The organism is Streptomyces sp. W16 (assembly GCF_033194735.1).
GTDB lineage: Bacteria > Actinomycetota > Actinomycetes > Streptomycetales > Streptomycetaceae > Streptomyces.
In genome coordinates this window covers 1-3878 of the sequence record NZ_JAWOAI010000727.1, presented here as the reverse complement: position 1 = coordinate 3878, position 3878 = coordinate 1, and the positions used below count along the sequence as shown (strand labels likewise).

The 3878-nt window shown below is 72.7% G+C and carries 5 protein-coding genes; 3 read left to right on the top strand and 2 right to left on the bottom strand.

What is annotated here, in order from left to right; genetic code table 11:
• The coding region (locus R6V09_RS48000; protein ID WP_317887752.1) for a TetR/AcrR family transcriptional regulator at positions 1-345 on the bottom strand (345 nt) is incomplete at its 3' end.
• Between the two features lie 142 nt (positions 346-487).
• On the opposite strand from R6V09_RS48000, the gene R6V09_RS47995 reads away from it, so the two are divergent.
• Positions 488-1249 (top strand): SDR family NAD(P)-dependent oxidoreductase, encoded by a 762-nt coding sequence (locus R6V09_RS47995; RefSeq protein WP_317887751.1) that lies wholly within the window; start codon positions 488-490, stop codon positions 1247-1249.
• Positions 1250-1289: 40 nt separating this feature from the next.
• Here R6V09_RS47995 and R6V09_RS47990 read toward each other — a convergent pair whose 3' ends face one another.
• Positions 1290-2039 carry a glycoside hydrolase family 75 protein gene (locus tag R6V09_RS47990; RefSeq protein ID WP_317887750.1) on the bottom strand — a complete coding sequence of 250 codons (750 nt, stop codon included), beginning with the start codon at positions 2037-2039 and terminating at the stop codon, positions 1290-1292.
• A 443-nt stretch (positions 2040-2482) separates the two neighbouring features.
• Between R6V09_RS47990 and R6V09_RS47985 the strand changes: the two genes are divergently transcribed.
• Together R6V09_RS47985 and R6V09_RS47980 are read left to right on the top strand one after the other, a co-directional pair.
• Entirely contained in the window at positions 2483-3478 is a 996-nt protein-coding gene (locus R6V09_RS47985) for a fibronectin type III domain-containing protein (protein ID WP_317887749.1), read from the top strand.
• A 21-nt stretch (positions 3479-3499) separates the two neighbouring features.
• A partial coding sequence (locus R6V09_RS47980) for a LysR family transcriptional regulator (RefSeq protein ID WP_317887748.1) occupies positions 3500-3878 on the top strand: 379 nt, incomplete at its 3' end.

Below are 3878 nucleotides of genomic sequence, written 5' to 3'. Positions count from 1 at the left end.
GCCGGTGGCGCCGTCGGGGCCGGTCGCGGCGAGGAGGCCGGCCGCGAGGTCCGGGGCGAAGAGGTCCGCCAGGGGCAGGCCGGGCGGCCACTCCCGCAGCCGGGCGGCGATGACGCCGATACCGGCCGAGAACAGCGGTCGTACGCAGCTCTCCTTGCTCGGGAAGTAGCGCCACACGGTGCGCGCCGAGACGCCGACCGCCTGTCCGATCTGTTCGCCGGTGGTCGCCGTCACGCCCTGGGCGACGAACAGCTCCACCGCGGCCCGGGCGATCTCCAGCCGGATCTCGGCCTTGCGTGCCTCGGTGAGCGGCGGTCGTCCCGTGCGTCCGCTGGATGCGCTCATCAGTTCCCCTCCGGCTGCGGTCGTGACCTCCCGGGATTCTGCACCATGACCCGCCCACGACTTCATGTCACATGCAGACATTAAGTCGTATGGTGAGTGGACAACGGGCGCGGAGCCCTCGCACGACGAACAGGAGCACCTCATGACCAGTGGACTCGGTGGACGCAGCGTCATCGTCACCGGAGCGGGTTCGGGCATCGGGCGCGCCGCCGCCCTGGCCTTCGCCGCGCAGGGCGCCAAGGTCGTGGTGGCCGACCTGAACGCCGACGGCGCCGAGGCGGTCGTCAAGGAGATCGAGCAGGCGGGCGGCACCGTCCTCGCGGTCACGGGCGACCTGAGCGAGCAGGCGGTCGTCGACGAGGTGACCGTGACCGCCGTGGAGCGGTTCGGCGGGATCGACGTCCTGGTGAACAACGCGGGGATCATGGACCGGATGTCGGCGCTGGCGGACGTCGCCGACGCGGAGTGGGAGCGGGTCATCCGGGTCAATCTGACCGCGCCCTTCCTCCTCACCCGGGCCGTGCTGCCGCACATGCTGGCGGCGGGCCGGGGCGCGATCGTGAACACCGCGTCGGAGGCGGGCTTCCGCGGCAGCGCGGCGGGCGCCGCCTACACGGCCTCCAAGCACGGGGTCGTCGGCCTGACGAAGTCCCTTGCGGTGATGTACCGCAAGCAGGGCATCCGCACCAACGCCATCGCCCCGGGCGGTACGGCGACCAACATCTCCGTGGACGCCGACCGCGAGGCTCTCGGCCCGGCGGCGCTCGGCCCGCACTTCGTCAACGTCGGCCGCGTGGCCCGGCCCGAGGAGCAGGCCGCCGTGATCGTGTTCCTCGCCTCGGACGCGGCGAGCAACATCAACGGCGCGATCCTGCCCGTCGACGACGGCTGGTCGGCGGTCTGACGCCTCCCGCCCGCCCCGCAGGGCTCGGCAGGCCGCGACCCTACGACCTCGGCCGACGGGCGTCCTGCGGCCCCGGCCGCTCCGCCGCGCCCCGCACGAACAGCCGTGCCAGCCGCTGCCCCGTCTCCACTGCGGCGGCATGGTCCTCGATGGGCGTCACCCGTGAGTCCTTGAACACGATGTAGGTGACCCCGGTGTCCGTCCCGCCGCCGCGCGGATCGGCACGGATGCCGAGGCCCTTGGCCGTGGCGTACGACGCCTCGCCGATGATGTCGTGCGGGCCGACGTCTCCTACGACGGCGTACTGCACCCGGTCCCGGTAGACGACGGCGGCGACCGAACCGCCTCGGATCCGGTGGTCCAGGTGGTTCCAGAGGGCGCTGGCGGCGGGGACCACGATGTACGGGAGCCGCTCGGCGTCCAGGTAGCGGCCGTCGGACTGCTGGTACGCCGTCATGGCCGAGAAGAGCGGGTCGGTGCGCGCGTTGCAGTGGGCGCCGGCCTGTCCGTCGCAGTCGATGTCCATGTCGGCCTTCCAGTAGACGGCCTCCTTGGTGCCGCAGACCGGGATCGACGCGGGTTCCCCGTCGTCGGTGCGGTATCGGCCGCGCGAGACGGGGGCGCAGTCACGCACCTTGGCCAGCAGGTCGGCCGCCGCGACATCGCCCTCGCGCAGAGCCGCCGGCCCGGCCAGGGGACGGACGGGTTCGGTCGCTCCCGCGGCGGGAAGCGTGGTCGGGGCGAGCAGGGCGGCGCCGGCCGCGACCAGCGTCAGCGTCTGGGCACGCACGAGGAGGACCCTCTTCTGGGGGATCTGACGGACACTCAGCCCACCCTGGTACCGGTCCGATCGCGCGGCCACTGATAGGGGGCCGGACGGTGCACGCCCCCAACGCCCGGCGGAAATCGCGCCTCTGAGTCCGCGTCACTCCCGACGCGGCCAGGCGCCTGAAGTCCAGGTCACTCCCGACGGGGGCCGGGGGCCCGAGCCCAGGTCGGCTCCGGCCGCCCGACCGCCCGCGCCGGCGCGGGATCAGCGACGACAGCGGTCCGCGCCACCGGCATGAACTCCCCATTCACAGGGGTGAGTTCAGCCGTGAGTACCTCAGCATACGTAACCTTCGCGGCCGATCTTCAACGGCGCCCCTCTTGATGCGATTGCCCTACCCGCGTCATATTGGTCCGGACCTTTCAAGTCGTGTGATGCCCGTGCAACGCCGGGGAGGCAGAATCGTGCGACGCGTCCGGGCCGTCCTCACTCTCTCCCGTGCCGCACTGACATGTGCCGCGCTCCTGTTGCTCGCGTCCTGCGGCACGGGGGACGCGGGAGACGGCCACGCGCCCGGTGCCCCGGTCGGAGTCACGGCCGCGGCGGGGAGTGCGACCAGCGTGCACGTCATGTGGGACGCGGTGACGGCGAGCCCGGGCGTCCGCACCTACGAGATATATCGGGGCACCACGAAAGTGAGGGAAGTAGCCGGTTCCGAGCACATGGTGGACATCACCAGGCTCAAGCCCGCGACCATGTATGCCTTCTCCGTGCGGGCCCGGGACACCGACGGCCGCCTGGGACCAAGCAGCCGGGAGGTGAAGGCGCGGACACCGGTCGCCGTCGCGGCCGACCACTCGGCGCCCACCCGACCGAGCGCACCGCAGGGCCGGGTCATCGGCAGCCGGGCGGTCCAACTGTCCTGGGGCGGCTCCACGGACGACCGGGGTGTGGTGTCGTACGACATCTACCAGGGCGGGGCGAAGATCCACAGTGTGGGCGGCGCCCAGACGGCGACCGTGGTCACGGGGCTGCGGCCCGGCACGCGCTACTCCTTCACCGTGCGGGCCCGGGACGCCGCCGACAACCTCTCGCCCGCGAGTACGACCGTCCCGCTCACCACGGCGCCGGGCAGCGACGACGGGCGGGGCACCGCCCCCACGGACTTCAGCGCCAAGACGCACCGGGGCGACGACGGGGCGTACTACATCGACCTGTCCTGGGTGCCGCCGCGCACGGACGGGGTGGTCACGGAGTATCAGATCCGCCTCGACGGGCAGCCCGCCACCTCGCTGGTCTGGGGCGGGACCCCGCCGCGCGACCGGGCGACGTACAGCTTCTACGTGGGCCGGGAGGCCCAGGTCAGCCATCGGGTGCGGCTCAGGGCACGGCTGCCGGACGGTACGTGGGGAGGGTTCTCGGCGGAGCGGACGGTGACGACGGGCGAGGCCGCGCCATAGGAGATCCATAGAGTTGTCGGTATGACCCATAGGGAAGCCCATGGCCCGGCGGGGCCGCTCGACCTCTCGCTCCTGCGCACGTTTCTCGCCGTGCACCGGGCCGGTTCGTTCACGGCGGCGGGGCGGCTGCTCGGGCTGTCGCAGCCGACGGTGACGACTCATGTCCGTTCGCTGGAGGAGCAGTTGGGCCGGGAACTGTTCGAGCGGCGGTCGCGCGGTGTCGTGCCGACCTCGGTGGCGGACCAGTTGGCCGCGCAGGTCGCGGCGCCCCTGGACGAGCTCGCCGTCGTGGCGGACCGCGGCGCCCTCGGCACGGACCAGCCGCCGGAGCCCGTGCAGCTGGCGGGCCCTGCCGAGCTGCTGTGCACCCGGGTGCTGCCCGCCCTGGCACCGCTGACCG

What these genes read in the sequence shown, in the direction of transcription:
- R6V09_RS47995 (WP_317887751.1), top strand. Translation starts at nt 488, where the DNA reads ATGACCAGTGGACTCGGTGGACGCAGCGTCATCGTCACCGGAGCGGGT.